Annotated in this window: 20 protein-coding genes and 1 other RNA gene; 9 read left to right on the plus strand and 12 right to left on the minus strand. The window is 51.5% G+C overall.

The annotated features are described in order from the left end of the window. Positions 1 to 80: 80 nt before the first annotated feature. The 3 genes from pyrG to WMO41_RS13510 all read left to right on the plus strand — a co-directional run bounded on the left by pyrG (position 81) and on the right by WMO41_RS13510 (position 3,058). Complete coding sequence (pyrG, locus tag WMO41_RS13500; protein ID WP_349230211.1) at positions 81 to 1,694, plus strand: CTP synthase; 1,614 nt, start codon at positions 81 to 83, stop codon at positions 1,692 to 1,694. Positions 1,695 to 1,892: 198 nt separating this feature from the next. Continuing rightward, entirely contained in the window at positions 1,893 to 2,684 is a 792-nt protein-coding gene (locus WMO41_RS13505; protein ID WP_349230212.1) for an N-acetylmuramoyl-L-alanine amidase family protein, read from the plus strand. Between the two features lie 122 nt (positions 2,685 to 2,806). Next, the gene (locus WMO41_RS13510; protein WP_349230213.1) at positions 2,807 to 3,058 is read left to right on the plus strand and encodes a hypothetical protein; all 252 of its coding nucleotides are present in this window, start codon (positions 2,807 to 2,809) and stop codon (positions 3,056 to 3,058) included. Between the two features lie 16 nt (positions 3,059 to 3,074). Here WMO41_RS13510 and WMO41_RS13515 read toward each other — a convergent pair whose 3' ends face one another. The 5 genes from WMO41_RS13515 to WMO41_RS13535 all read right to left on the minus strand — a co-directional run bounded on the left by WMO41_RS13515 (position 3,075) and on the right by WMO41_RS13535 (position 7,279). After that, entirely contained in the window at positions 3,075 to 3,620 is a 546-nt protein-coding gene (locus tag WMO41_RS13515; RefSeq protein ID WP_349230214.1) for a DUF5662 family protein, read from the minus strand. A gap of 43 nt (positions 3,621 to 3,663) precedes the next feature. After that, positions 3,664 to 4,545, minus strand: a complete 882-nt coding sequence (hslO, locus tag WMO41_RS13520) for an Hsp33 family molecular chaperone HslO (RefSeq protein WP_349230215.1) — start codon at positions 4,543 to 4,545, stop codon at positions 3,664 to 3,666. Between the two features lie 21 nt (positions 4,546 to 4,566). Further along, positions 4,567 to 5,370, minus strand: a complete 804-nt coding sequence (locus WMO41_RS13525) for a class I SAM-dependent DNA methyltransferase (RefSeq protein WP_349230227.1) — start codon at positions 5,368 to 5,370, stop codon at positions 4,567 to 4,569. 64 nt (positions 5,371 to 5,434) lie between these two features. Then, the gene (locus tag WMO41_RS13530; protein ID WP_177292056.1) at positions 5,435 to 5,947 is read right to left on the minus strand and encodes an SEC-C metal-binding domain-containing protein; all 513 of its coding nucleotides are present in this window, start codon (positions 5,945 to 5,947) and stop codon (positions 5,435 to 5,437) included. Positions 5,948 to 6,061: 114 nt separating this feature from the next. Beyond that, entirely contained in the window at positions 6,062 to 7,279 is a 1,218-nt protein-coding gene (locus WMO41_RS13535) for a 6-phosphofructokinase (RefSeq protein ID WP_349230216.1), read from the minus strand. Between the two features lie 193 nt (positions 7,280 to 7,472). Between WMO41_RS13535 and WMO41_RS13540 the strand changes: the two genes are divergently transcribed. Together WMO41_RS13540 and asnB are read left to right on the plus strand one after the other, a co-directional pair. Then, positions 7,473 to 8,882, plus strand: a complete 1,410-nt coding sequence (locus tag WMO41_RS13540; protein WP_349230217.1) for a citrate transporter — start codon at positions 7,473 to 7,475, stop codon at positions 8,880 to 8,882. 89 nt (positions 8,883 to 8,971) lie between these two features. Next, positions 8,972 to 10,843, plus strand: coding sequence for an asparagine synthase (glutamine-hydrolyzing) (gene asnB, locus WMO41_RS13545; protein ID WP_349230218.1), 1,872 nt, complete (start codon positions 8,972 to 8,974; stop codon positions 10,841 to 10,843). A 262-nt stretch (positions 10,844 to 11,105) separates the two neighbouring features. Here asnB and WMO41_RS13550 read toward each other — a convergent pair whose 3' ends face one another. From WMO41_RS13550 to ssrS, 3 genes are all read right to left on the minus strand, one after another. Continuing rightward, entirely contained in the window at positions 11,106 to 13,370 is a 2,265-nt protein-coding gene (locus tag WMO41_RS13550; RefSeq protein ID WP_349230219.1) for a SpoIID/LytB domain-containing protein, read from the minus strand. A gap of 9 nt (positions 13,371 to 13,379) precedes the next feature. Further along, positions 13,380 to 14,615 carry an AI-2E family transporter gene (locus WMO41_RS13555; RefSeq protein ID WP_349230220.1) on the minus strand — a complete coding sequence of 412 codons (1,236 nt, stop codon included), beginning with the start codon at positions 14,613 to 14,615 and terminating at the stop codon, positions 13,380 to 13,382. Between the two features lie 214 nt (positions 14,616 to 14,829). Then, positions 14,830 to 15,007: non-coding RNA, 6S RNA (gene ssrS, locus WMO41_RS13560), on the minus strand. A 199-nt stretch (positions 15,008 to 15,206) separates the two neighbouring features. Here ssrS and WMO41_RS13565 point away from each other — a divergent pair. Further along, positions 15,207 to 16,142 (plus strand): radical SAM protein, encoded by a 936-nt coding sequence (locus WMO41_RS13565; RefSeq protein ID WP_177292240.1) that lies wholly within the window; start codon positions 15,207 to 15,209, stop codon positions 16,140 to 16,142. A gap of 629 nt (positions 16,143 to 16,771) precedes the next feature. On the opposite strand, the gene WMO41_RS13570 is transcribed toward WMO41_RS13565, so the two are convergent. The 4 genes from WMO41_RS13570 to WMO41_RS13585 form a co-directional block, all read right to left on the minus strand. Continuing rightward, positions 16,772 to 17,554, minus strand: a complete 783-nt coding sequence (locus WMO41_RS13570; RefSeq protein ID WP_349230221.1) for an N-acetylmuramoyl-L-alanine amidase — start codon at positions 17,552 to 17,554, stop codon at positions 16,772 to 16,774. Positions 17,555 to 17,623: 69 nt separating this feature from the next. Then, the gene (locus WMO41_RS13575) at positions 17,624 to 18,061 is read right to left on the minus strand and encodes an Lrp/AsnC family transcriptional regulator (RefSeq protein WP_118530010.1); all 438 of its coding nucleotides are present in this window, start codon (positions 18,059 to 18,061) and stop codon (positions 17,624 to 17,626) included. A gap of 177 nt (positions 18,062 to 18,238) precedes the next feature. Next, complete coding sequence (locus WMO41_RS13580; protein ID WP_349230222.1) at positions 18,239 to 19,156, minus strand: CPBP family intramembrane glutamic endopeptidase; 918 nt, start codon at positions 19,154 to 19,156, stop codon at positions 18,239 to 18,241. A 3-nt stretch (positions 19,157 to 19,159) separates the two neighbouring features. Beyond that, on the minus strand, positions 19,160 to 21,262 hold the full coding sequence (locus WMO41_RS13585; RefSeq protein WP_349230223.1) for an elongation factor G: 2,103 nt from the start codon (positions 21,260 to 21,262) through the stop codon (positions 19,160 to 19,162). A 258-nt stretch (positions 21,263 to 21,520) separates the two neighbouring features. Between WMO41_RS13585 and WMO41_RS13590 the strand changes: the two genes are divergently transcribed. The 3 genes from WMO41_RS13590 to WMO41_RS13600 all read left to right on the plus strand — a co-directional run bounded on the left by WMO41_RS13590 (position 21,521) and on the right by WMO41_RS13600 (position 25,981). Continuing rightward, a complete protein-coding gene (locus WMO41_RS13590) occupies positions 21,521 to 22,621 on the plus strand; it encodes a prephenate dehydrogenase/arogenate dehydrogenase family protein (RefSeq protein WP_349230224.1) in 1,101 nt (366 codons plus the stop codon). Positions 22,622 to 22,677: 56 nt separating this feature from the next. Beyond that, positions 22,678 to 23,952: a 3-phosphoshikimate 1-carboxyvinyltransferase gene (aroA, locus tag WMO41_RS13595; protein WP_349230225.1), complete on the plus strand. Its 1,275-nt coding sequence runs from the start codon at positions 22,678 to 22,680 to the stop codon at positions 23,950 to 23,952. A 376-nt stretch (positions 23,953 to 24,328) separates the two neighbouring features. After that, positions 24,329 to 25,981: a GDSL-type esterase/lipase family protein gene (locus WMO41_RS13600; protein ID WP_349230226.1), complete on the plus strand. Its 1,653-nt coding sequence runs from the start codon at positions 24,329 to 24,331 to the stop codon at positions 25,979 to 25,981. The last annotated feature ends 72 nt before the right edge of the window (positions 25,982 to 26,053 follow it).

Genomic DNA, 26,053 nt, shown 5'->3' on the forward strand with positions numbered 1-26,053 from the left:
AATAGTTCCGTTATTTTTTCGAGAATTATTTTGTTTCAATTCCACATTACACACCCCATATCATATAAGGAGGTTTTACCATGCCTGTAAAGTATGTCTTCGTTACCGGCGGCGTTGTTTCCGGTCTCGGTAAAGGTATCACCGCAGCATCCCTCGGACGTCTGCTGAAAGCACGCGGTTACAAAGTAACCATGCAGAAATTTGACCCCTACATCAACATTGACCCGGGTACCATGAACCCGGTTCAGCACGGCGAGGTATTCGTCACCGACGACGGTGCCGAGACCGATCTGGATCTTGGCCACTATGAGCGTTTCATTGACGAGAGCCTGACCAAGAATTCCAACGTCACCACCGGTAAGGTTTACTGGAGCGTACTCCAGAAAGAGCGCCGCGGCGACTTTGGTGGAGGCACAGTTCAGGTGATCCCCCACATCACCAACGAGATCAAGAGCCGCTTCCACCGCAACTACTCCACCACCGACACCGAGATTGCCATCATTGAGGTAGGCGGAACCGTTGGCGATATCGAGAGCCAGCCGTTTTTGGAGGCCATCCGCCAGTTCCAGCATGAGGTAGGACATGAGAATGCCATTCTCATCCATGTTACCCTCATTCCTTATTTAAAGGCATCCGGTGAATTAAAGACCAAACCGACCCAGGCTAGCGTAAAAGACCTGCAGGCTATGGGCATCTGGCCGGATATTCTGGTATGCCGCAGTGAGCATCCATTAGATGACGGCCTGCGCAGCAAGATTGCCCTCTTCTGTAATGTTCCGAAGACCCATGTACTCCAGAACCTGGATGTAGAGGTTCTCTACGAAGCACCGCTTGCCATGGAAGACGAGCATCTGGCTGAGGTTGCCTGCCAGTGCTTAAACCTGCCGTGTCCGGAACCGGATCTGGCAGAATGGCGCGCCATGATCGATGCCTGGAAGCACCCGGAAAAAGAGGTCACCGTGGCTCTGGTCGGCAAGTATATCCAGCTGCACGATGCCTACATCTCCGTAGTAGAATCCTTAAAACACGGCGGCGTGGCAAACCGTGCCAGCGTCAACATCAAATGGATCGACTCCGAGACTGTAACTGCCGAGAATGTCGGTGAACTTCTCGGTGATGTCAGCGGCATTCTGGTACCGGGCGGCTTTGGCTCCCGCGGTATTGAGGGCAAGATTCAGGCCATCAAATATGCCCGTGAGCATCAGGTTCCGTTCCTTGGCCTGTGTCTTGGCATGCAGCTTTCCATCGTGGAATTTGCCCGCGATGTCGTCGGCTACTCTGACGCCCACAGTGCCGAGCTGGATCCTTCCACCGCACATCCGGTTATCCATTTAATGCCGGATCAGGATGGCATTGAGGATATCGGCGGAACCTTACGGCTTGGTTCTTATCCGTGTGTCCTGAACAAGAATTCCAAGGCTTACGCTCTCTATGGCGAAGAAACTATCCATGAGCGCCACCGCCACCGCTATGAGGTCAACAATGACTACCGCACCGTGCTGCAGGAACATGGCATGATGCTCTCCGGCATCTCCCCGGACGGCCGCATTGTCGAGATGATCGAGCTTCCGGATCATCCGTGGTTCGTGGCTACTCAGGCCCATCCGGAATTAAAATCCAGACCGAACCGTCCGCATCCGCTGTTCAAGGGCTTTATCGGAGCTTCCCTGGATTATCAGGAAAAACACAAATAAAACAAAACTCATCTGCCGCAGGCGACTCCCCGTCCCTGCGGCATTTTCCATGCTGTTTTCCCACATGATACAAACAGCACCGGTATCTTACATTTTTCTGAATAATCCCAAAAACACTTGAATCCCTGTTTTCACAAGGTTATACTGATTTATGAAAAGTAATAAGCTCACTATGAACCAAAGAAAGGATATCTTACTATGAGAATAAAACGTTACGCTGTTGCAGCAGTGACTGCAGCTGTATTAGGAACCGTTACCCTTGCTACCGGAATCACCTCCCTGGCAGCTACCGGCTGGGTTCAGAATGGAAATAACTATATGTACTACGATAAAGACGGTTCTTTATATAAAGGCTGGATCCAGACCAATGACGGCTACTACTACATGGACCTTTCCACCGGCATCATGTGCACCGGCATCAAAAAAATCAATAACGAATTATACTTCTTTGATACCAACGGCCTTATGCTGACCGGCCTGATCCACGATGTATCCACCGACAAATATTATTACGCACAGTCCGACGGTACTCTGGTCATCGGCTGGCTGAACCTGGATGGCAGCTACTACCACATGGAGAACGACGGTTCCCTCGGTACCGGCTGGAAGACCATTGACGGTTCCAAATATTACTTCGATCCGGCTTCCGGCATTTGCGCCCTGAACGTGGCTATGCCGATCGACGGCAACTGGTATCTCTTCGGTGAGGACGGTAAGATGCAGACCGGATTCCACAATGTCAACGGCGCAACCTACTACTTCGATCCGTCCAACGGCGTTATGGTAGCAGGCACCACCAAGACCATCAGTGGCGTAAGCTATACCTTCAACGCAGACGGAACCTGCACCACCACCCTTTCCGGCATTCCGTCCCACACCACCGGTTCTGAGAGCAGCAGCCAGCAGAACCAGCAGTCTTCCCAGACAAGCGCTGCAGACGATGAAAACGGCAGACAGAATGTTGTTGTAGCCGGTTCTTCCAGAAGCTAAGCCTGAAATAATTTCAAACCATATAAAAAGTACCAGATTCTTTTAAGCTCAGAATCTGGTACTTTTTTGTCTGCATGAATCCATCCATCCTGCGCATACTGCTGACAAAGGAGATGAAATTCATGAAAAATAATGTGCTGCAAAATCTTGAAATTGTACGAAAAAAGGAGCTGCCCCCGGTCAGGCCGGATGGCGCCCCCGTAAAAGCTCCCACACAGGATCCTTATGGAACCGATGATCCGGATACGCTGGATGTCCGCGCCGCTTCCGTTACCGACTGCACTGGACTGATTCCCTCCGGCACCGATTCCGATGAAGTTCTGGAATCTTATGCCGAGGTATATCATTATCCGGCAGATATCTTTCACGGATAGCGCCGAACCATGCAGGTTAATAACTGCCCTTTTTCAAAAGCTTTCGCAGGTAGGAAAAGGTGCTCCGTTCCCCGCGAAGCTTTAACATCATGAGAATCTTTTCCAGCTCCGCTCTCGTCTCAGGGTGCATGGCACTGTCCAGATACGGACGCTCCCGCTGATAATACTCCCAGGCCGACGCGTCGGTGTAATCTTTTCCCCGGTACACCTTGCAGGCAGCAATGCGGTCCATGACCATCTCCACCAGGTAATTGACCGGCATCTTTGCTCCGGCAATCCCCTGGCTGGTCCTGGAAAAATCGATCCAGTATTCAAAATGGTGCTTGTTCCGGCCCTTGTGGTGGAGCCAGGCGGAAGAATATCCCTTTTCTTCGCGCTCCGCCGCGTTAGGGCTGCGGTCTCCCTGATAGTAATGAACTCCTGTCAGAAATTCCGCCGGACTGTACTTGGAAAGATCGTGCAGCAGTCCCTGTTTAAACAGTCCCACCCGAAAACAATTCTGCATGACCAGAAGCTTGTGCTGTGTGATCGTAAGAAAATGGTGCCATGCCTTGTGCTCCATTCTTCTCAACCTCCTGATATTTCGTATTCGCTTTGACGTCTGTTTATCGTGTTGCTTTCTCCAGCAGTCCCTTCAGTTCCTCTACCGTCACCGGATAATGCTTATTGCAGAAATGGCAATTCATCTCGATGGTCTTGCCCTCATCGATCATCTCCTGCAGCTCCTTTTTGCCGATGCTGATCAGTGCCTTCTCAATGCGCTCTCTGGAGCAGTTGCAGGCAAACCGGGTCGGAATCTTATCGAGGATCTCCAGTCCGAAATCGCCCAGGATATGCTCTAAGATCATCTCCGGGGTATTGCCCGCGTCTAACAGGGAAGTAATGGAGGTGATCTCTTTTAAGCGGTTCTCCAGAGTGGAAATCACTTCCTCGGAAGCCCCCGGAAGCAGCTGTAAAATAAATCCGCCTGCCTGGCGTACGGTGTTGTCTTTATTCATCAGCACACCCAGAGCCACACTGGACGGAGTCTGCTCAGAGGTTGCAAAATAGTAGGTTAAATCCTCAGCAATCTCACTGGTCACCAGGATGGTCTGGCCTACATACGGCTCCTTTAAGCCAATGTCCTTAATAACGCTTAACACGCCAATGCCAAGAGCTCCTCCCACATCCAGCTTTCCTTTCTCGTTCGGCGGAAGCATGACTTCCGGGTTGTAGGCATAACCCTTGACATCCCCTTTTGAATCCGCGGTTACGGTCAAACCGCCAATCGGGCCGTCACCTTCGATTTTAATGGTGAGAATGTCGTCTGCGCCCTTCATCATGACGCCCATCATGGCGCCTGCCGTCAGAAGACGGCCAAGAGCCGCGGTTGCCACCGGGCTGGTATTGTGGGCCTGGCGCGCAAACTCGGTCAATTCTCTTGTCGTAGCGGCAAACGCACGGATCTGACCCTCTGCCGCAGTTGCTCTGATAATATAGTCTGACATAGTCTTATTCCTCCTGATCTGTTACTTGCCGCATTCCCGCACAACAAAATATACACGGTCACTGTTTTTCCTTGGCGGCTGTCTGGTGAAGGCATCGTAAACGGCCACCAGTTCCATGCCGGCCTCTTTTACAGCCTCCAGCACCTCGCTGATTTCAAATGCCTTCTGGTAATGGGTTTCTTCATATTTCGAGAAGCGCCCGTCCTCCTCCCGGATGAACAGGGTAAGATCGTACTCGTTCACCATCTCGTCTTCATCAAAATAGTTTTCCCAGATGAAGCTACTCTCTTCCCGGTTCTCGGCAATGGTCTGCTCTCCAAGCTGTTCCCGGTACTTGTATACGGTGTTCATATCAAAGATGAAAACACCCTTCGGATCCAGATAATTATTGGCCAGCTTTAATACCTGTACCAGATCCTCATAATCCTCCAGGTAATTCATGGAATCACAGATGCTGACAATGGCACGGACGGTGCCGTACAGTTCAAACTCCCGCATGTCCTGCTGCAGGTAGAGAATCTGCTTCGGATCTTCCATCTCGTGTTCCAGAGCCACCTCCAGCATTTCTTCGGAAAGGTCCACGCCGATCATGTCGTAACCCTCCGCAGCCAGCAGCCGCGTGAGTTTTCCGGTGCCGCAGCCAAGATCCAGAACCAGACCATCCGACACGCCGTGTTCTTTTAAAAGACTGGTCACATATGCGCACCAGTCCTGATATGGGATATTATCCATGAACAGATCGTACACGGTCGCAAAACCTGTATATGCCTCCACGTTTTTAACCTCCTTTTCGGATACATTCGCGCGGAATCCTGTCTGCCGGATTCCCTCGTCTTAAGAAAGAAAAGCAGGAACGTCCCAAAGACACTCCTGCTTACCGTTCATTTCCTTATGCGTTCTTGCCACAGCACTTTTTGTACTTCTTGCCGCTTCCGCACGGACACGGATCGTTCGGGAAAATTTTCTTTGCCTTGCGAACAGTTCCGGAAGCCTTCTGCTGCTTGTACAGCTCTTTTCTCTTCTCCTCAGTTAAGATGGAATCCCACTGCGGAAGATTGTACAGCCACTCAGCCTTTGCCTCTACCATGTTGTAGTACAGCTTCTCCGGGTCAATCTCGATCTTTACCTGAGTGTTCTCATCCATGGTCTCGATCGGGTTCTCGTAACCCTTTAAGCTCTCGTTGATGCCATCCAGGAAACCGGTCATAATCAGAACCTCGGTCTGGTACTTGTCTGCCAGCTCTTTTACAGTGCCGGTAACAACCTCTGCCGGGTTGCTTAAGATCTGCTCGTAGATGCCTTTCTCGATGGTGAAATAGCCAGTCCACAGCTGCTCTCTCTGTTTATCATCCAGACCGTTGCCATAGGCAAGGTTTCTCCAGTTTTCTAATAAGGTTGCCATATTGTATATCCTTCCTTTTTCTATAATCCTGTGCGCACGTTAAGTTCTTCACGTGCATATTCCCGATAAGTATATAACATTTCTCCGCATTTTGCAAATCTTTTATACGGGAAATCAGCCTTTCCGGTACAGATATTTCGGAATTCCGTCCTCCATAGGGCGTTTCGGCTCTCCTTTAATCAGCGGACGCGCGTAATCGAGGAAGGCCTGTCCTACATCACTGCCGTTTCCGGTGATCCATTCCAGAGGCACCTTTTTCTCCTGATTGCAGACCTCATTCACATCCACCAGACGGCATTCCATGCGGTACGGCTCTGCCTGTACGCGTTCAAAGGCTACCATCCTTCCAGTCTCCCCGGCCAGAGCTGCCTCCACGCCTTTCTGTCCGGCCAGTGCCGCCTCCGTGATATCCGTCTCCGATGCCAGCATGCCACTGCAGCGCTGGTTTACATTCAGCTCCACAGAACGTACCTTCACGCCAAAGCGGTGGCGGATAAAGTTTTCCAGCACTTTGCCGCAGCCGGTCAGCATCTTGTGACCGAAGTTATCTATCATGGCCTCATCCCCGTATTCACAGATAAAGGTTCCGGACGCATCGGAAATTCCCTCTGATACGCATACCACCACGCTGTTCTGTTTCTCCAGCGCTGCTTTTAAGTCCTTTGCGAACTGCTCCAGTTCAAAATCTGCCTCCGGCAGGTAAATGAGTACCGGGTTGTCGCCCTCAAACTTGCGGGCCAGCGCACTGGCTGCCGTAAGCCATCCGGCATGGCGTCCCATAAGTTCCACGATGGTGACTGCCTTCTGCTGATATACGGATGCATCCAGGGCAATCTCCCGCACGGAAGCTGCCACATACTTTGCCGCGCTGGCGTATCCCGGTGTATGGTCGGTCTGGATCAGATCATTGTCGATGGTCTTGGGGATTCCGATAAAGCGGATATCGCTTCCGTGATGAGCCGCGTAGCGGGAAAGCTTACTGACCGTATCCATGGAATCATTTCCTCCAATGTAAAGGAAATAGCCGATCTCCATCCGGCGGAATTTTTCAAAGATGGTCTCATAAAAAGCATCCGTCAGGCTCTCCGGAAGCTTGTAGCGGCAGGAGCCAAGATAGGCCGCCGGTGTCAGCTTTAAAAGTTCCAGGTCTTCCTCGGAAAGGCTTTCTCCAAGATCCAGGGTATGGTCCTGCAGCATGCCCTCGATTCCATTCACCATGCCGTACACATGGCCGATTTCCGGTGACGCAAGGGCTACTTTCACGACACCGTAAAGGCTCGCATTGATCACAGCGGTAGGTCCGCCAGACTGTCCAACTAATAGATTTTTCATATCTGTCCTCATTTCTGTCTCAATCTGTAACTGGTTACTGGTGTTTCTTTCACATGTTTCCTTATTATACGAAGATTCCGGGATGAATGCAACCGTCCGGTTTCACATTCCATGTATTTTTCGGAAACCAGAAGCGCCGCAGCCCCTGCCTGCATAAACTGATCATAACCGAACCTGACAGGAGATCGTTTCCATGCCTGAAGTTTCCATCGTCCTGACGCCGGTGCACTGGCTGTTTCTGACCGGTGTCATTGCGATTTTTCTTACCATGATCCTGCGAAAAGATACCCCCATTGTCTGCATTCTCTTTTTGTTCCTGATTGGCACAGCCGGACGCCACAGCCTGGCCGGAGGCGTGCAGGCTATCTTCACTTCCGTAATCTATGCCATCAGCCAGTTCATGGAGGTCATTGCCACCATTGCCCTGGTCACCGCCTTTTCCAAATGCCTGCGGGACTTAGGAAGTGATGCGCTCCTTATGGCTCCCATGTCCCGCGTGATGCGAAGGCCGGTGATTTCCTGGTGGCTTCTGGGATTTACCATGTTTCTGTTCTCCCTGTTTTTGTGGCCGTCTCCATCTGTGGCTTTAATCGGTGCCATCATTCTGCCGATTGCCATACATTCCGGTCTGTCCCCGCTCTTTGCGGCCATGGCCATGAACCTGGCCGGACACGGTTTTGCCTTAAGCTACGACGCGATGATCCAGGGTGCCCCGGCTATTTCCGCAAGAGCCGCCGGGATCTCCGCCGGTGAAATTCTCGCCCAGGGACGGCCGCTGTTCTGGATTATGGGACTTGGCACGGTTCTTGCCGCGTTTGTGATGAACTGGGAAGCCATAAATGGAGGAATCCCACGCGCTGCGGAAAATCCTGACAATTCAAACCACCTGACAACCCCAGCCGGATCCCATAAACCGTCACACACATCTGCCAGCCGTTCCTCTATCCTCCTTGCTGTGTTCACGCCCCTGGCCTTCCTCGCTGACATCCTCCTGATGCTCCTTCTGGACTTAAAAGGCGGCGATGCCACCAGCCTGGTTGCCGGCACTGCCGTGCTCCTCATGTGCCTGGGAGCTGTTCTGGAATTTCGAGCCGGTTCCCTGGAAAAGGTAACGGAATACTTAACCGACGGCTTCCTGTTTGCCATCCGCATCTTTGCTCCGGTCATTGTGATCGGTGCCTTTTTCTTTCTGGGCGGGGAAGGCATCAGCCAGATTCTGGGCGATACCTATGACCGGGGCATCTTAAATGACTGGGCGCTGTGGCTGGCAGGCCACACTCCGTTAAACCGCTACATGACGGCCTTTCTCCAGCTCATCATCGGCGGTCTGACCGGCCTGGACGGCTCCGGCTTCTCCGGCCTTCCGCTTACCGGCGCCCTGGCCCGCACCTTCGGAACCGCCACCGGCTCCTCCATTCCGATTCTGGCTGCGCTGGGGCAGATCAGCGCCATTTTTATTGGCGGAGGCTGCGTGGTTCCCTGGGGCCTGATCCCCGTTGCCGCCATCTGCGATGTCAGCCCCATCGAACTGGCCAGCAAAAACATGGCGCCGGTCCTGATCGGTTTTGCCTGCACCCTTGCCGCAGCCTGTTTTCTGCTGTGACGGATCAGCTGCTCTGGCAGTCATTCACACTTGCTGCAGCGTACAGCTGCCGTGTGTATTTTTTTATTTTCAAAAAGGAGGGTTCCTTCATGTGCGGAATCGCCGGATTTTACCAGAATCAGTTTGACTATTTAAAAGAACGCACCCGATACCGCTCCATCCTGGAGCAGATGTACTTTGTGCAGAAGCACCGTGGTCCGGATGAATCCGGTACCTTTCTGGCCTCCCACTTCGGTCTGGCCCATGTGCGCCTGTCCATCATCGACCCCTGCAGCGGCCACCAGCCCATGCTTCGGACTGTAAATGGTCATACCTTCGGAATTGTATACAATGGGGAGCTCTACAACTCCCATGAACTGAAACAGGATCTGATCCAATTGGGGTATGCCTTTGAAACCTGCTGCGACACCGAGATCATCCTGAATGGCTATCTGGAATATGGGACGGACTTTGTCACCCGGATGAACGGCATCTTCGCTTTTGCCATCCTGGATCCGGTTCAGGACTGTCTCTTTCTGTTCCGGGACCGAATGGGCGTCAAGCCACTGTTCTACACGGTATTGAAAGACCAGATTGTCTTCTCCTCTGAAATCAAGGGCCTGTTTGCCTTTCCGGGCATCACACCAAGACTTGGGAAACGGGGTCTGAACGAAATCTTCAGCCTTGGCCCCGCAAGAACTCCGGGCTGCGGCGTGTTTGAAAGCATCCATGAGGTCCTGCCCGGCACGTATCTCTGCTGCCACGGAACCGACCTGCACACCATCCGTTACTGGCAGCTGGAAAGCCACCCCCACACAGACAGCGAGGAAGAGACCGTTGAGAAAACCGCGTTTCTGGTACAGGATGCCATCTGCCGCCAGATCATATCGGATGTTCCCATCTGCACCTTCCTCTCCGGCGGTGTAGATAGCAGCCTGGTTTCCGCCGTGTGTGCCGCGGAACTGAAAAAGAGGAACCGACAGCTCGCCACCTTCTCCTTTGATTTTAAGGACAACGACAAATATTTTACTGCCAACGCCTTTCAGCCATCCCGGGACCGGCCCTATGTCGATATCATGGTCAAGTACCTGCGGTCCGATCAGCACAATCTGGAATGCGACAGCCCGTCCCAGGCAGAGCTGCTTTATGCCTCCGTAAAGGCACACGACCTTCCGAATATGGCCGATGTGGATTCCTCCATGCTGTATTTCTGCTCTTTGGTCAGCCGCACCCACAAGGTGGCGCTGACTGGGGAATGCGCCGATGAAATCTTCGGTGGATACCCCTGGTTCCACAAAAAGGAGTGCTTTGAAGCCCACACCTTCCCCTGGACCATGGACCTAAGCGCGCGGAAGGTCCTGCTCTCCGATGATTTCATCGAATTTCTGGATATGGATTCTTACGTCCGGAATGCCTACGAACAGTCCGTTTTCGAAACACCCCGCTGTGCCGAAGATACCCCAAAAGAGGCAAGACGCCGGGAAATTTCCTGGCTGAACCTGAAATGGTTCATGCAGACCCTGTTAAACCGCATGGACCGCACCAGCATGCATTCCGGCCTGGAAGCCCGGGTGCCCTTTGCCGACCACCGCATCGTAGAATATCTCTGGAACGTGCCCTGGAACATCAAGGCCAAAAACGGCATTGCCAAATACCTGCTGCGTCAGAGCGCAAACGGACTTTTGCCGGATGAAATCCTCTGGCGAAGAAAATCACCCTATCCCAAAACCTACGATACCGCCTATGAAGCCCTTCTGGTAAACCAGATGCGGGAAATTCTGGCAGACAGCCACGCCCCGGTCCTGTCCTTCCTCGACCGAAAAAAAGTGGAAGCTTTTCTGGAAAGCCCATCCGATTACGGAAAGCCCTGGTACGGCCAGCTCATGGCCGCGCCGCAGCTGCTGGCTTACATGATCCAGATCAACTACTGGATGGAGCAGTATCAGATTGCATTGTGTCAGCATCTCGTTTATCACTCATAAATGAAACGGGCAGCGCCATCATCCGGCACTGCCCTAACTAAAAAGGGGAGGATAAGTATTTCTCTTTTCTTTGGTACTACTCCTATTATGTCCTCCCCTTCCGTTCTTATACACACCGGAGAAAAAATTTATTGTAACTGTTCAGTACCCTCACAGTTACGGGCAAAAATCCATTGAAAATTGCCTTCGGCAATGGGATTTTTGCCTGCAAGCCCATGTTTTCATACGGTCAGCGCAGTGAATGCGCAGACCTACTGAACAGTTACAATTTATTTTTTTCTTCGATGGTCACGCCGTCGTAGAAATATTTCAAAATCTCTTCGTATCCCATACCGGCCTTGGCCATGGCCTGGGCGCCGTTCTGGCTCATACCGACACCGTGGCCGTAGCCGCCGCCGTAAACACGAAACTGCGCCACACCGTTTTCATCGGTCCCGGTTTCTTCTATGATCAGGAATCCGCTTGGCAGCAGGGACCAGCCCTCAGAGGTTTTCCCCACACCGTAGTTTAACTGGATCGATGCGTCTCCCAGAGCACTGCGAATAGCGTTCTGACCGGATATGGTGGTTTCCCCTTCACTGCCTTTTACAAGAAGCTTCATGGCGACGCCACCCGGTCCGCGCTCGGTCACAGACACACTGGTTACCGTTCCCACTCCACTCACATGGGACGCAATGATGGTTCCGTTCGTCTTAAAATTCCACCGGTATAACGGATAAGAGGAATCATAGGCAGAAAAATCCTTCTTTTTGATGAACGAAGCAAATTCCTCCTCACTGGCAAAGCTTAACCGGCTTCTTGCCGTCTGCAGACTTAAGCAGCGCAGATACGGCGTATCTTCCGGATCACTGTCCCAGATGGCCGCGTTGGTGGTTGTGCCGCAGGAAGTGGAAAAATAGTAGGCTGTGATTGGATTTCCGTCATAGTACAGCATTTTTCCATAGGTTTCCTGTACTGCCTGGGCCGTCTTCTCATCCGGGTCTACATTGTTATATACCTGAAACTGGGTGCTGTCATCAATCTGGGCACCGTAAGCACTATAAGTGTTGCTTCTGCTCTGCATAAACGCATAGGTCCGGGCACAGACTGCCTGGGCTTTCAATGCCTCCTTCTCATAGCTTGATGGCATCTCGCTGGGGATAACTTTCTTCAAATACTCTTCCAGCTCAATCTCATTGACCAGCACCAGGCCTTCCTCTGTATCCAGAATCTCCAGACGTCCGCCATAGGACGGAGTTCCCTGCGCCCGGTTTAAGCTGGTCACGGTAAGCTCATTGCCATCCTGCGGTTCCAGGACCAGACGTTCGCTGCAGGTTCCATCTCCGCTAGCCACAGAAATGACCGCGCCGGGATCCAGCATGGTTTCCTTATCTCCCTGAATTTCTTTGACGCTGCCCGGGCAGGTAATCTCAAGCTTCGCATGATACCGGCTCTCAAAGCCATTTCCCAGAATCAATACACGGATCTTGTCGGCCGTGTCCTCCCGCTCTTTGATCACCGCGCAGATTTTCCCTTTCGCCACTACAAATTCCTGGCTCTCACTTCCCACCAGAATATCCGAAAGCTGCTGCCGTTTTACATCTCCATAGGCCTTTAATACCTTGTATTCCTCATCCAGCGGCACGCTTCCGTACCCTTCCAGTTCAATGGCCGTATCCTGCACGGAAAGGACTTTTCCGCTGATGCGCTCTTTCTTCACGGATACCTTTGTGATCTTTCCATGCTCCATGGTAAGATCCGCCAGATTGCCGATCAGCTCATCTGTCTTTTTGTAGCTTTTCCGAAACGGGATTTTGCGCTGGATATCTCCGATGTATACCATCAGTCCCTGACTGTCCCCGTCCAGAATCCATACATTCCGGTACAGCGTATTCTGGCCCTCGTCCTTCTGCACATGGATCAGTTCTGTATCCCGCACCCAGACAGTCAGCTCATGATCCACATAGGAATCCAGCGACAGGCCATAAAAAGTAAGTGTTCCAAGACTGGTATACGCAGTCCAGGCCGGACAGCCCTGAATGTTTTCCGGCGTTCCGTAAATGCGAATGCTTTCTGTATGTACCGCGCCATCCGGATCCGCTTCCTTTAACAGAGAGTCATAGAGAAGCCACCAGTCTTCCTCCGGATACGCCTTTTTCCCATTTTTACGGGTTCCCGGTACAAGCCGCTTCAGACTGCCGGAAACCTGCTGTGCAATTCGGGCTGCTTCACTGTAGGTCAAAAAGTCCTCCGCGTGTTCCCGGTCTGCCGGAGTCTCCGTTTCATCCAGATATCCGTTTTCATACAGATAATCCAGATAGGGCACATACCACTCCCCTACCTCATCTGCCGCAAAATGGGACGCCCCATATTCTTTTTCCCATGCTTTTAGCTCCTCCGGTGATAAAACAGCAAGGGCGACTGACTTTGCAGCCGCCGCCCTGGTAATTCCTGATTTTTCCGGTTCACAGATTAAGATCACCAGGATTAACGTCAGGACGATCACCGGAATTCCAAGAATCCACCGGATCATATTACGTTTTTTCATAAATGCCTCTTATTTTTTGATATAAGTCTGCTCAGTTTCGTCAATGTAGTTCAGACTGCCATATTCATCAATATTGCCAGACAATGCTTTTTTCCCAAGCCGCCAGGTAGTGAACTCCGTCACCAGACGGTAGATGACCGCAAAGGTCGGAACACCAATGATCATGCCCACAAATCCCATCAGGCCGCCAAACAGCAAAATGGAAAACAGCACCCAGAAGCTGGAAAGTCCGGTGGAATCTCCTAAAATCTTTGGTCCGAGAATGTTGCCGTCAAACTGCTGCAGCAGAAGGACGAAGATCAGGAAATACAGGCATTTCATCGGATCGGATAACAGGATCAGGAACGCGCTTGGAATGGCCCCGATGAACGGTCCGAAAAACGGGACGACATTGGTGACACCGACAATCACGCTGACCAGAAGCACATATGGCATATTGGCAAAACCAAGAAGCACAAAGCAGATCAGGCCGATGATCAGGGAATCCAGCAGCTTACCGATGATGAATCCGCCAAATACCTGATGTACATACCGTCCTTCCTCTATCACTTTATTCGCGATCTTTAACGGAAATACCCCGTAAATGATCATTTTGGCCTGCGCAAGCAGCTTTTCTTTCATATTCAGCAGATAAACCATGACGATAAGGCCAATGAGGATATCAAACACCGCCTGCACCACCAGAACCACGCCGCTGGACACGCTGCCGATGATCCGGTAAATATTCGGCACCACCACATTGGTCAGCCAGTTCTGCAGATAATCCGCCGCCGCGCCGTAATGCTGCATCACCTGCTGCTCCAGATCCGGATTGTCTGCCAGAACCTTTTCCAGCCAGATTTCCAGATTGTTAATACTGGATGGCAGGGTCTCCATGACACCGCGGATGCTGCTGATGAGCTGTGGAATCAGCATGGAAATAAGACCAACCACCACAGCGATCAGCAAGCACAGGCTGGCCAGTGTGCCAAGAAAGCCTCCCAGTCTCTTCCGGCCCGTCTCATCCGGAATGATGTCCTTCGTCAGCTTCATAATCACAGCCTGTACCCGGTTGTAAACCGGATTCAGCAGGTAGGCAAACACTGCTCCGTAGATGACCGGCGCAAGGATGTGCGCGATCTTTGCGCCCAGTGCCGCCACCATGGACCAGCGCATGACCACAAACACCGCCGCAACCAGGAGCAGCAGAACCGCCAGTGCGGTCACCCCCCAGCATATGTATGTGCGGTACTTATCATTCTTCATATTTGTGTTTCCTTTCATGGAATCAGTATTGCCCGAAAAACAGACGCTAATCACGTTTTTCCTTCCGTCTGCCACAAAATGGCAACACCGCATTAGTATTTGTAGTTTAACACACAACGGCATAAAGATAAAGTTAAGATAAAATAAACTGTACGAAATGATACAGAAATAAGCATAATAAAAGCAGCGGGTTCTCCGCTGCTCTTTTCTCTTTTGTAATCCCGAATGTGCCGTTCTTACTTATTGACGCCTAGCGAAGCTAGGTGGGCAACCGCACGCTGGTTTCTGCCTTCCACTCAATGGAGGCCTGGCATCTGCCGGCAGATATAGGAATCCCTTAGTCAGTAATGTAGGTTCAAAATGGGTAAGGTTGTCGAACACTTCAGGAATTACTTACTGTCTCGTTTGTTCTGAACTGATTATACAACATGTAGTGTTCTTTTTCAAGTTCCTTTTCAAAACATCCACGACTTTCCAGTTTCATGACCAGAACTACGCTGTCTCTGCCCTGGATGGCGTTGCAATTTTGCGCCGCTTTCTGTATACTGGAAATCACATAAATTTTATCATATTTCAGATTGGAGTACCATCATGTCAGACCACATCTTATCTTATTTTCAGGCACAGATCAGCCACTGCCAGCTCTGCCCCCGCATGTGCGGCGTTGACCGGAACGCCCAGAGAGGTTTTTGCCAGGCGCCCGCCGGCGCAGTAGCCGCCCGGGCTGCCCTGCACTTCTGGGAAGAGCCCTGTATCAGCGGCACAAAGGGAAGCGGTACCGTGTTTTTCAGCGGCTGCACTCTGCGCTGCTGCTTCTGCCAGAACTATAAGATCAGCCGCGACTTATACGGCAAACCCCTGACTACCCGCGAACTGGCCGATGCCTTTTTGCGTCTCCAGGATCAGGGCGCCAACAACATCAGCCTTGTAACCGCTACCCATTTTCTTCCATGGATCATTCCTGCCCTGGATCTGGTCAAGGACCGGCTTCAGATTCCCGTTGTTTACAACTGCGGCGGCTACGAGCGCGTCGAAACGGTAAAGGCCTTACATGATTACGTAGATATCTGGCTTCCGGATCTCAAATATGAAAGCTCCGAGCTCTCCACCCGCTATTCCCAGGCTCCGTTCTATTTCCAGACCGCCGCCAGCGCCATCTCCCAGATGATTCGTCAGACTGGAGCTCCGCATGTTCGTGAAATTCCGGGAGAATCCATGCCGGTCATGGACCGTGGTGTCATTATCCGCCATCTGGTACTGCCCGGACAAAAAGAAGACTCCATCCGCCTGATGCACTGGATCGCAGAAAATCTGCCAAAAGACAGCTTTTACATCAGTCTGATGAGTCAGTATACCCCCTATGAAAAGAACCCGCAGTTTCCGGAACTGAACCGCCGTATCACCAGCTATGAATACCAGAAGGTGGTGGACACGGCTCTCGACCTCGGGCTCACCCAGGGCTTTATGCAGGAAAAAAGCAGCGCAAAGGAAGAATACACCCCGGATTTCAATCTGGAAGGGCTCTAATATAATCCACGCGGCTGCACTACCAGTACGCACGGTCTGCAGACATGATTTAAGCGGATACCAAAGGTTTACATCTTTGATACCCGCTTTTAATTCACTTCGTCCACTGGACTGTACCTCGCTTTTTCAGTTTGTACGTTTCCTTATTCAGTTTTTGTTTTCTCTGACCCTCTGATATTTGCTTATCTGATGTTTGTTTCTTTTTTTCATCCTGTCCGATTCTGAAATCTATCACCCTGACTGCACTTTCTCGTCATACAGCTAAGACAATTCTTTCCAGTTTATAACAGGTTTCTCAAATAAAGTTTATCAGGTTTCGTTCTGGTCTTTCCGAAAACCTTTAGGGTGTTGCTAAACTATTTCGGCGGTCCGTACCTCCTTTTCTTAGATTTTTGAAATCCGTTTCGTTCCCGGATTTCCTGTCTGGAGTTTTCTGCTCCTTTTTTGTTTCTCTTTCTTTGTTGTCTTTATAATAGCAGATTGTTTCTGATATGTCAACATGTTTTTGTGATTATTTTCTATTTTTCTTTTCTTATTTTGATTACTTTGTGCAATATTTCTAAATTGTTTGATTATTTAAAACTGTTTTGTCTGTCAGAAAAATGCCGTCGTCTTTTCTCATCTGCCCTCTAATATACTGCAGGCTCCTGCACCAGCAGTGTCGGATAACCGGCGGTCCGCAGTGTTTTTTCCATCCAGGCCGCATTGTCCAGATTTAAGTAAGCGCCCACCCGCACCTTGTACAGGCCATTCTGATATATGAGAAATGCCGGATATCCGGCTGCCTGAAGCTGGCTGAGCAGTCCTTGAGCCAGGTCCTTATCCGCATACGCCCCCACCTGGATCTGATAATATTCTGGCTGCTCTTCCTGCATGCGCAGCGTCATCAGGATCCCATCCGCAATGGCCTGGGCCGTATGTTCAAACTGCGCGTCAAAGCGCTGGTTATCTGCCTCGTTATCCAGAAATCCCACTTCTACCAAAACCGCAGGCATCTCCGTTTTCCGAAGAACAATCAGTCCGGGCCGCTCAATGGTTCCCAGATCATTCCAGCCAATCCGCCCAAGTTCTGCGTTTATATTGGAAGCCAGGCGCTCCGCTTCGCCACCCCGGGAAAAAATAAGGCTCTCCGTGCCGGAAGCCGTTCCCGGAACCGGCATGGCATTCCGGTGAAAGGAAACGAAATAATCCGCGTCCCAGTTATTTGCCATCTGTGCCTTCTGAAGCGGACTCTGATATACATCCTGCACTCTCGTATAACCTACATCAACTCCGTTTTCTGTTAAAATCTGCCCGACTGCCAGAGCCAGCCGCAGGTTATCGTTTTTCTCCTGCCGACCCTGGTAAACCGCCCCCGGGTCCACACTTCCGCCATGTCCGGCATCCAGAATGACTTTTTTTGTTTCTGCCAAAAGAAATACTTCCTTTCCATATTGTGTTCTTCTCTTACTACAATATGAAAAGGAAGTATCTGTTGTAACCTATTCTTCTACATCTACCCCACGCGGGCCAACGTGGGTAGAAAATACGATCTGGGTGCTGGTCTTTCCGAATTTCTGCAGCTGGCCAATGAAAATATCCAGCTCCATGGTACTCTGGAACGCCACCTTAAGCAGCATGGAATACTCTCCGGTCACGCAGTTGCACTCCAGCACATTCGGAATGCTCTCCGCGTAAGCGTAAAACTTTGGTTTGTCCTCCGGTGTTACATCCAGATTGATAAAGGCAATGATATGGTAACCCAGCTTCATCGGGTCAACCTGCGCATGATATCCGGCAATGACACCGTCTTTCTCCAGTTTTTCAATGCGGGCCGACACGGCCGGAGAAGAAAGAAAGGTATTTTCCGCTATGGTCTTTAATGAAACCCGGGCATTATCCTGCAAAAGCTTTAAAATTTTTCTGTCGATATCATCCATAACCGTATGTCTCCTCTCAAAATCAGCGGACGCGCGCTGGCTCCGCCCCAATATGCGCAGCAATGAAAAAGGCGCCCGAACCTGCTGTTCGAACGCCATTGCTCTCATCACTTAATCTTATTTTGTATCATACCCTTTTATTGTCTGCTTGTCAACAAAAAGATTTAAGATTTTAAACTATCCCAGTAAAAACAGCAGAGCACTTCCAGCCAGAAAGAACCAGAAGCCAGGTGCCTTCAGGCAGGTAAGCGCCATGTTTTCCTCCCAGTATACCCACCCGGAAAACCAGTGGATCTGACGGTAATGGGATGCCAGAAGAATCACAGCGATCACCATGCTGACGTAAGCAAAAATGTTCAGGAATCCATAGCCCAGAAACGCAAACAGATTCCCGGCATCCGCACTCCGGGACAATACCACAGGCAAAACTCCGCCCAGCAGATTGATAAGCATATGCATAACAATATTGTAACGGATGCGCCCGGTGGTGCTGTACATCCAGGCAAACACCCCTCCAAGAATGGCCGCGTAGAAAAACTGGTAAAAGTTTCCATGAAAAAGACCAAAGAACAGGCCGGAAAGCACGACTGCCGTTTTCTGTCCATACGGTACCAGGCGGTCTACCAGATACTTGCGGAATACCAGTTCTTCCATAACCGGCGCAATGATCACCGCAGTGAGGATGATCATACCCACATCCATCTGATCGATCACATCCGATACCGGGTTGCTGTAATCTGCTCCCCGAAGCGCTCCTGCCGCCTCCATGAGAATTCCACCGATCATATTGCCCAGATAGGTCAGGCCATAGCACAAAACCAGCATCCCAAAAAACTGACCCGGATGGATGTTCTTCTTTTCTTTCATTTCACAGGACGGAATGCGCCCCATCAGCCAGGCAAACAACGGAAATCCGATTCCGTACATGGCAAATTCTGACACCAGAAGAGCCGCACGCGTAAACGCACGGCTCTCCCCAAAGATCAGAGCGAACGGCTCAAGCAGCGCTCCAAAAAGGAGCTGCGCTGCCGTGGAAGCCGCCAGGAATGCGGTATAAGCCCAGCATATCCTGGAAATCTGTCTTCTGGTATCCATAGATTATACGTCCAGTTTGTCGACTTTGGCTGCTCTGGCCTCGACTTCCTTCTTCTGGATGTCGCCAGGAGCCTGCTCGTAACGGCTGAACTCGTACTCATATAAGCCGATGCCGCCGGTCATGGAGCGCAGGTCGGTATTGTAGCCAAACAGCTCGGACATCGGGATGTCGGCCTCGATCACCTGTTTGCCATGATGATCGGAGTTCATGCCCAGAACACGTCCTCTTCTGCGGTTTAAGTCACCCATAACGTCGCCGGTGAATTTATCCGGGACAGTTACCTTCAGGGAAGCGATTGGCTCTAAGAGAACCGGATTCGCATCCATGAAGCCCTTCTTGAATGCCATCATGGCTGCGGTCTTGAATGCCATCTCGGAGGAATCCACCGGATGATAGGAACCATCTACCAGGGTTGCCTTCACGCCAACGACCGGATATGCAGCCAGAGGGCCCTTCACGCAGCTCTCTGCCACGCCCTTTTCTACTGCCGGGAAGTAGTTCTTCGGAACTGCGCCGCCGAATACCTTCTCCTCAAATACATACGGTTTTTCCAGATCGCCGGATGGCTCAAAGATCATCTTAACGTCGCCGTACTGGCCATGTCCGCCGGACTGCTTCTTATATTTGCCCTGAACCTCAACTTTCTTTCTTAAGGTCTCGCGGAACGCGAATTTCGGCTTGCTGAGCTCGATTTCTACTTTGTAACGGCCAAGAAGCTTGCTGACAACCACCTCTAACTGCTGATCACCGATGCCGTATAACAGAAGCTGGCGGTTTTCTTTGTCGTTAACAGACTTTAAGGTTAAATCCTCTTCCATGAGTTTTGCCAGTGCACTGGAAACCTTATCCTCGTCGCCCTTGGTTACGGTCTTGTAACGCATGTATGTATATGGAGTAGAGGTCTGCGGTTTGTGATATACGATCGGTGCGGAACGCAGGGCAATGGTATCGCCGGTCTGGGTCACGCCAAGTTTTGCAACTGCACCGATATCACCTGCGCGCAGCTCTGGAACCTCAATGGTGTCCTTGCCGCGAAGCAGATACAGCTTGCCGACCTTCTCCTCCGTGTCCTTATTGACATTGTAGATGGTGCTGTCCGGTTTTAAGATACCGGTGCAGACCTTCATCAGGGAATATTTGCCGATGAACGGATCTACGATGGTCTTGAAGACTCTTGCGGATAAGGAAACCTGATCGTTGTATTTGGCGGTAAAACGCTCGCCGGTGGAAACATCAACACCGATACACTCAAATTTGTCCGGGGTCGGAAGGTAACGGTCGATTACCTGTAAAAGGGTCTTAAAGCCCTGGCAGTTGGCGCCGGAACCCATCAGTACCGGAACGATGGAACCATCTATCACATGTTCCCGCAGAGCGCCCTGAATCTCTTCCAGTGTAAACTCCTCACCGGAGAAGTAACGCTCCATGTACTCCTCACTGGTCTCTGCCACTGCCTCTAAGAGGGCGTCTCTGGCAATGCCCAGGTTCTTCTGGGAGTAATCAGGAATCTCGCATTCTTCGTAATCACTCAGATTGGTGAAACGTCTGCCGGCCATCTTGACTACGTTTACATATCCGACAAACTTTTCATTTTCACGGATCGGGAGCTGGAACGGAGCGATGCATCTTCCGAACCGTCTCTCTAATTTCAGTACAAGCTCTCTGAAGCTTGCATGGTCGTCGTCCATGTTGGTAACGAAAATGACGCGTGGCAGTTTGAGCTTATCGCACAGCTCCCATGCCTTTTCCGTGCCGACCTCGATGCCTGCCTTGCAGTTTACAACGATGATCGCTGCGTCCGCCACACTGACTGCTTCTTCTACTTCACCGACAAAGTCAAAGTAACCTGGTGTATCCAGGATGTTGATCTTCATCATGCCTTCATCGCCCTGATACTCGAGCGGGATCAGGGACGTGGAGATGGAAAACTGACGTTTGATTTCTTCCTTGTCATAGTCGCTGATGGTGTTACCGTCAGCAACCTTGCCCATACGCTTGGTGACTCCGGTTACCAGGGCAAGCGCTTCTGCAACCGTCGTCTTGCCGGCCCCGCCGTGGCCAAGTAAAACGACGTTTCGGATCTGTTTTGTACCATAAACGTTCATATAATTCCCTCCTGTACATCAAATTTAGTCTATGAGGATATTCTACTAAAAAAGTTTGAAAATTTCAAGTAGAATATACGATTTGCACAAATTATTTTTCGATATTTTTTCTTATCGTCTGATACGTCCTGATTTTTGCCGTTTCTTTGTGGCAGCTGCGCTATCGCAGTTTAAAGCAATAAAGCATTGACAACATTTTCAGATTATCATAGAATAGCACTTAGTATTGAAAGTAACCTATGACAGGAGAATTCTGATATGAAAGACACCATATTTGGTTTCATCGGTCTGGGGCTGATCGGCGGTTCTATTGCCAAAGGCATTAAGCGTGCCTGCCCGGATGCCCGGATCATGGCATATATGCGCACCCGCGCAAAACTGGAACAGGCAAAGGCCGATGGCATTGTCGACGTAATTCTGGATGGCATCGGAGAACCTTTACGGGAATGCGACATCATCTTTCTGTGCACCCCGGTAGAGTACAATGCCCAGTATCTGACACAGATCCGTCCGTTCTTAAAGCCGGGCGCCCTGATCTCAGATGTCGGTTCCACCAAAGAGGATATCCACTGCGTTGTCACCAGTCTTGGCATGGAGGATGTATTTGTGGGCGGACACCCTATGGCCGGTTCTGAGAAGACCGGATATGAGAACGCTACCGACCATCTTTTGGAAAATGCCTACTATATTGTAACCCCCACCGCGCTCTCCTCAGGGGAAGACGCGGACCGGATTGTGACTGTGGCAAAGCTCATCGGCTCCATCCCCATTGTTCTGGACTATCACGAGCATGACCGGATCGTAGCCGCCATCAGCCATCTTCCGCATCTGATTGCCTCCAGCCTGGTAAATCTGGTGAAGGATTCCGACACTCATGACGAACTCATGAAGCGTCTGGCTGCCGGAGGTTTTAAAGATATCACGCGCATTGCGTCTTCCTCCCCGGAAATGTGGGAGCAGATTTGCATGACCAACACCGGCAATATCATCGACATGATGGAAAGCTACATTGCTTCCTTAAACCAGATCCTGCACTCCTTAAAAGCACATCAGGGGAAGGACATTTACGAGCTGTTTAACACCTCCCGCGCTTACCGCAATTCAATTTCCGAGAACCGGCGCGGCTCTGTCACACCGGAATACGCCTTCACGGTCGATATCGTGGACGAACCGGGTGCGATTTCCACGCTGTCCTGCATCTTAAGTGCCCGCGGTATCAGCATCTGCAATATCGGCATCAACCATAACCGTGAACAGGGCGAGGGTGCTTTAAAGATCGTCTTTTATGATGAAGCTTCCATGAAGCAGGCATGGGCACAGCTGAAAAAATACAATTACGAGCTGATTCCGAAGCACTAGGGAGGTCCGGCATTCCGGTACTCCCGGCTTCAGTCAGGGAAATGGAGTTTATTCTTATGAAATTTAGCAAAATCAATGGGCTGCACGGAGAAGTCACCATTCCGGGAGACAAATCCATCTCCCACCGCAGCGTCATGTTCGGTTCCCTGGCAAAGGGCACCACAAAAATTACCGGTTTTCTTCAGGGAGCTGACTGCCTCTCCACCATCTCCTGCTTCCAGAAAATGGGCGTTTCCATTGAAAATCTCGGAGACACTGTTCTGGTGCACGGAAATGGTCTACATGGCTTAAAAAAACCGGAGCAGGTTCTGGACTGCGGCAACAGCGGCACCACCACCCGCCTGATCTCCGGCATTCTCTCCGCACAGGATTTTTCCGTAACCCTCACCGGAGACGCCTCCATCCAGAAGCGTCCCATGAAGCGGATCATGGAACCGCTAAGCCAGATGGGCGCTGACATCACCAGCGTGAACGGAAACGGCTGTGCGCCGCTGGCCATCAACGGACGGTTGCTTCACGGCATCCATTACCAGTCTCCGGTGGCATCTGCTCAGGTCAAATCCGCCATTCTTCTGGCCGGGCTTTACGCCAAAGGCGAAACAAAGGTGACCGAACCCTCCCTCTCCCGCAACCACACCGAGCTGATGTTAAAGGAATTCGGCGCGGATGTCCGCACAGAGGACACAACTGCCATCATCCAGCCGGCTGAAGAACTGTTTGCCAAAGACATTGCCGTTCCGGGCGATATCTCTTCCGCAGCCTTCTTCCTGGCCGCAGGACTGATCATTCCAAATTCCGAAATTCTCATAAAGAACGCAGGCATCAACCCGACCCGTGACGGCATGATCCGTGTCTGCCAGGCCATGGGCGGCGACCTGACCCTCTTAAATGTCCGTAAGACCGGTGAGCCGGTGGCCGACATTCTGGTCCGCACCAGCAGCCTGCACGGCACCGATATCCATGGCAATATCATCCCGACCCTGATTGACGAACTCCCCATGATCGCAGCCATGGCCTGCTTCGCTGAGGGCGATACCATCATCCGTGACGCAGCGGAGTTAAAAGTCAAGGAATCCAACCGCATTGCCGTCATGGTCGAAAACTTAAGCGCTATGGGCGCTGATGTAGAAGAAACTGCAGACGGCATGATCATCCACGGTGGAAAACCGCTCCACGGAGCCGTCATCGACAGCCACTTAGACCACCGCATTGCCATGACCTTCGCCATCACCGCCGCCCTGGCCGAAGGCGAAACCGAAATCCTCGGCGCCGAATGTGTCAATATCTCCTACCCGAATTTTTACCAGGATTTAAAAACCCTGGCTCACTAACTCAGCTAGAATGTTTACCTGGCTATGCAACAAAAGCTGCACACAAAACCTCAGCCAGAAATACACAGCAGAAAAAGGCTCCCGGATGTTTCGGCATATCAGGTTGTACGCATCTTGAGCACACGTGTACGAATGTGGCGGATATAGTCCGACACAGGCGAACGCGTGTCAGCGAAAGCAAGCGAACAACGATATGTGAAACATCCGGGAGTCTTTTTCTGCGTACCCTTTGCCACAACTCTTTTTTAAGATTCTCTTACAACCTTTTAAAATCCCTTGGCATCTTTTTCCCAATCGTCTATAATGAACACCATCGGGTTTTTTTGCCTTTTCGGGCGGCCCCCTTTAAATTTCTAACTTAGGAGATATCTGACTCATGAAGAAAACACGCATGAAAGCCCTGCTCCTCGGGTGCATCTGCGCAGTGACGACAGCCCTGTCTGCCGTACCTGCTTCTGCTGCCACCGTTGTCGCAGGCGGTTCCTCATCCACAAAAGATCCGGCGCTCACCGCAGCGCCCGGAACCTATACCGAACAGCAATCCGGCGGCGTTTCTGTAGACAAGCCGTCCGCACCGCCTACCGTCTGGGTCGTAGGCGACTCCACCGCAGCCGCATTCAGCGACACCACCTATTACTCCCCGCGTTACGGCTGGGGCACCCAGCTTGGCCTTTACCTGCAGGGCGTAAACCTCCGGAACCTTGCCATCTCCGGCACCAGTTCCAAATCCTACTCCGACACCGACCAGTATCAGACCCTGCTGCAGAGCGTGCAGGCTGGTGACTACGTACTGATTGGCTTCGGCCACAACGACGAACGTACCGAGCAGGGCCGTTACTCCAACCCGACCGGTTCCGTTTCCACCAGTGGTTCCTTCCAGTACAATCTTTACGAAAAGTACATCAAACCGGTCAAGAGCAAACAGGCCAATCCAATTCTGGTCACCCCGATTGTCCGCCGCAACGTAGCAAATAACTACATCGGCGAGGACGGACACATCACCACCACGAAGAAGAATGAGGAAGGCACGTTCCAGGGCGGTGATTACGCCAAGGCCATCCGCCAGCTGGGTGTCGGCAAGAGCGTTCCGGTTCTGGACTTAACTGCCCGCACCAAAGACGTTTACGAGCGCCTGGGCGCTGACGGCGTAAAGAACCGCCATGCGCAGACCTCCAACCGGGATGTCAGCATCGACAACACCCACACCAATCTCTACGGTGCCCAGTGTAATGCCTGGTTCATTGCGGACGAGCTGTTAAAGTCAAACTCCGGACTGAAAAACTATGTGGTAGCCAACCCGCAGGTTCCTCAGTACGACAACAATTCCCTGAATGCAAACTATCAGGCCCAGAGCTTCACCCCGCCGGCCGGCACAAGCAGCATCTTCTCCACCGCCGGCGACTGGAAGCCGACCGTATTCGGAAACATTGACGGATACGAGTACTTAAACAATATGTACTTCTGCCTGCAGGGCGGCAGTGATAATTCCTTCCACATGGCAGTCGGCACAAACTCCGGCGCCACCAGAGCACAGCAGGTGGGCGGCATCGAGCAGGGCAGCGACGGTATCGCAATGTTCTACCGTGAGGTTCCGGCATCCGCGAACTTCATCTTATCCGCGGATGTTACGATTAACGCCTATAACGCATCTGTTTTAAATTCCTTCGGACTGATGGTGCGTGACGATATCTACCTTGATACCGTAGTCAACGATACGCTGGGCGACTACGTGGCAGCCGGACAGCTGCAGCTCTCCTCAGCTTCCCCGTGGAACTGCTTCGCCAGAAAGAACGGCCAGCTGATCTCCGGCGGTAATGCTTCCCGCGTCTACAAGGCCGGTGAAACCGTTCACGTAGAGATCCGCAAAGGTCCGGACGGATACACCTGTGTATTCGGTGACAATGCGCCGGTATCCGCAGGCTTCGACTTCCCGCTTACCGCAGTCGATTCCGACCGTGTCTATGTCGGCATGTTCGTGGCTCGCAGCGCGGATGTTACATTCAAAAATGTAAACTTAATTTACCAATAGAGTAGGAGGCGGTGACTAACCGCCGTCCTCTCACACCACCGTGCGTACCGTTCGGTACACGGCGGTTTCAAT

Source organism: Ventrimonas faecis (genome assembly GCF_040096075.1).
Taxonomy (GTDB): Bacteria; Bacillota; Clostridia; order Lachnospirales; family Lachnospiraceae; genus Brotaphodocola; species Brotaphodocola faecis.

Excerpts from the sequence above, each read along its gene's own strand:
- WMO41_RS13535 (WP_349230216.1), bottom strand. The coding sequence starts at position 7,279 with ATGAAAAATCTATTAGTTGGACAGTCTGGCGGACCTACCGCTGTGATC.
- WMO41_RS13600 (WP_349230226.1), top strand. The coding sequence starts at position 24,329 with ATGAAGAAAACACGCATGAAAGCCCTGCTCCTCGGGTGCATCTGCGCA.
- hslO (WP_349230215.1), bottom strand. The coding sequence starts at position 4,545 with ATGTCAGACTATATTATCAGAGCAACTGCGGCAGAGGGTCAGATCCGT.
- WMO41_RS13510 (WP_349230213.1), top strand. The coding sequence starts at position 2,807 with ATGAAAAATAATGTGCTGCAAAATCTTGAAATTGTACGAAAAAAGGAG.
- WMO41_RS13585 (WP_349230223.1), bottom strand. The coding sequence starts at position 21,262 with ATGAACGTTTATGGTACAAAACAGATCCGAAACGTCGTTTTACTTGGC.
- WMO41_RS13530 (WP_177292056.1), bottom strand. The coding sequence starts at position 5,947 with ATGGCAACCTTATTAGAAAACTGGAGAAACCTTGCCTATGGCAACGGT.
- WMO41_RS13590 (WP_349230224.1), top strand. The coding sequence starts at position 21,521 with ATGAAAGACACCATATTTGGTTTCATCGGTCTGGGGCTGATCGGCGGT.
- WMO41_RS13550 (WP_349230219.1), bottom strand. The coding sequence starts at position 13,370 with ATGAAAAAACGTAATATGATCCGGTGGATTCTTGGAATTCCGGTGATC.
- WMO41_RS13580 (WP_349230222.1), bottom strand. The coding sequence starts at position 19,156 with ATGGATACCAGAAGACAGATTTCCAGGATATGCTGGGCTTATACCGCA.
- asnB (WP_349230218.1), top strand. The coding sequence starts at position 8,972 with ATGTGCGGAATCGCCGGATTTTACCAGAATCAGTTTGACTATTTAAAA.
- WMO41_RS13515 (WP_349230214.1), bottom strand. The coding sequence starts at position 3,620 with ATGGAGCACAAGGCATGGCACCATTTTCTTACGATCACACAGCACAAG.
- WMO41_RS13505 (WP_349230212.1), top strand. The coding sequence starts at position 1,893 with ATGAGAATAAAACGTTACGCTGTTGCAGCAGTGACTGCAGCTGTATTA.
- pyrG (WP_349230211.1), top strand. The coding sequence starts at position 81 with ATGCCTGTAAAGTATGTCTTCGTTACCGGCGGCGTTGTTTCCGGTCTC.
- WMO41_RS13555 (WP_349230220.1), bottom strand. The coding sequence starts at position 14,615 with ATGAAGAATGATAAGTACCGCACATACATATGCTGGGGGGTGACCGCA.
- WMO41_RS13540 (WP_349230217.1), top strand. The coding sequence starts at position 7,473 with ATGCCTGAAGTTTCCATCGTCCTGACGCCGGTGCACTGGCTGTTTCTG.
- aroA (WP_349230225.1), top strand. The coding sequence starts at position 22,678 with ATGAAATTTAGCAAAATCAATGGGCTGCACGGAGAAGTCACCATTCCG.
- WMO41_RS13575 (WP_118530010.1), bottom strand. The coding sequence starts at position 18,061 with ATGGATGATATCGACAGAAAAATTTTAAAGCTTTTGCAGGATAATGCC.
- WMO41_RS13565 (WP_177292240.1), top strand. The coding sequence starts at position 15,207 with ATGTCAGACCACATCTTATCTTATTTTCAGGCACAGATCAGCCACTGC.